The following is a 1,382-nucleotide window of genomic DNA, read 5'->3' as shown; positions in this document are numbered from 1 at the left end:
GTTACGGGAATCGAGGAAGTCGCTTTGGCTTCTTCAATGTTGATGATGCCATCACCACCAAAGTTAGCATCCAAGGCAATCTCTGCCTTAGGTGGCGTCAGGTCGACTGTATAAGTGAGCTGCGTTGACTGACTTAATGAATTGCCAGCGTTATCGCTTACGGTCACTTTTGCATCAATTGTTTTATCAGAGTCAGCGGCAAGTTCGTTACCGGCAACACTCACACTGAAGCCCAGCTTGCCATCCGCACGGGTGATTACAGTCGTTGGGTAATCTTTGCCATTAATAGTGACTACCACTGGATCACCAACTTTAGCGTCACCACCCACTGTACCAGTTACGGGAATCGAGGAAGTCGCTTTGGCTTCTTCAATGTTGATGATGCCATCACCGGCAAAATTAGCATCCAGTGCAATGGTTGCAAACAGGTTTGGATTAATTGCCAGCTTGTAGTCTTGAGTATCAGTTGCGGTTGCGCTGTTACCAGCAGCATTGGTCGTTGTTACACTTGCCAGGATAGTGCTGTCTGAGTCGGCCGCCAGATCTGCACCAGGAACATTGATGGAGAACTTACCACCATCCAACACTGCACCTGTGAAGGTCTTGTTGTTAATGGTCAAGGTAACAATGTCACCTGCCTTGAATTGACCACTCACGGTACCAGTCACGGGGATAGCTGCAGCAGTCGATTCAGCAACGTTCACAATGCCGTCACCAGCAACGTTTGCATCTAGGCTGATCGCCAAGGCTGGAGGCAACAAGTTCACGGTATATGTCTGTGTATCCGTCGCGGTTGCAGTGTTACCCGCAGCATTCGTTGTGGTCACGCTCGCAAAGACAGTGCTGTCAGGGTCAGCTGCCAAGTCTGCACCAGGGACTTTGATAGAGAATGTACCGTCGGTCGCTACAGCACCGCTGAAGTCTTTGCCATTGATCGTAATCGTAACAATATCGCCGGCCTTGAATTGACCACTCACGGTACCAGTCACAGGGATAGCGGCAGCAGTCGATTCAGCAACGTTCACAATGCCGTCACCAGCAACGTTTGCATCCAGGCTGATCGCCAAGGCTGGAGGCAACAAGTTCACGGTATATGTCTGTGTATCCGTCGCGGTTGCAGTGTTACCCGCAGCATTCGTTGTGGTCACGCTCGCAAAGACAGTGCTGTCAGGGTCAGCGGCCAAGTCTGCACCAGGGACTTTGATAGAGAATGTACCGTCGGTCGCTACAGCACCGCTGAAGTCTTTGCCATTGATCGTAATGGTAACAATATCGCCGGCCTTGAATTGACCACTCACGGTACCAGTCACGGGGATGGCGGCAGCAGTCGATTCAGCAACGTTCACAATGCCATCACCAGCAACGTTTGCATCCAGGCTGAT

At 51.1% G+C, this 1,382-nt stretch carries 1 protein-coding gene; it reads right to left on the bottom strand.

The window, feature by feature from the left end:
• Positions 1-1,382: Ig-like domain-containing protein (locus ACFQ1T_RS14385; RefSeq protein ID WP_379078025.1), on the bottom strand; the 1,382-nt coding region annotated here is incomplete at both ends.

This window comes from Methylophilus glucosoxydans (assembly GCF_042676145.1).
Lineage (GTDB): Bacteria > Pseudomonadota > Gammaproteobacteria > Burkholderiales > Methylophilaceae > Methylophilus > Methylophilus glucosoxydans.
The sequence above is the reverse complement of the archived record's forward strand: the minus strand, read 5'-3'. Positions and strand labels throughout refer to the sequence as shown.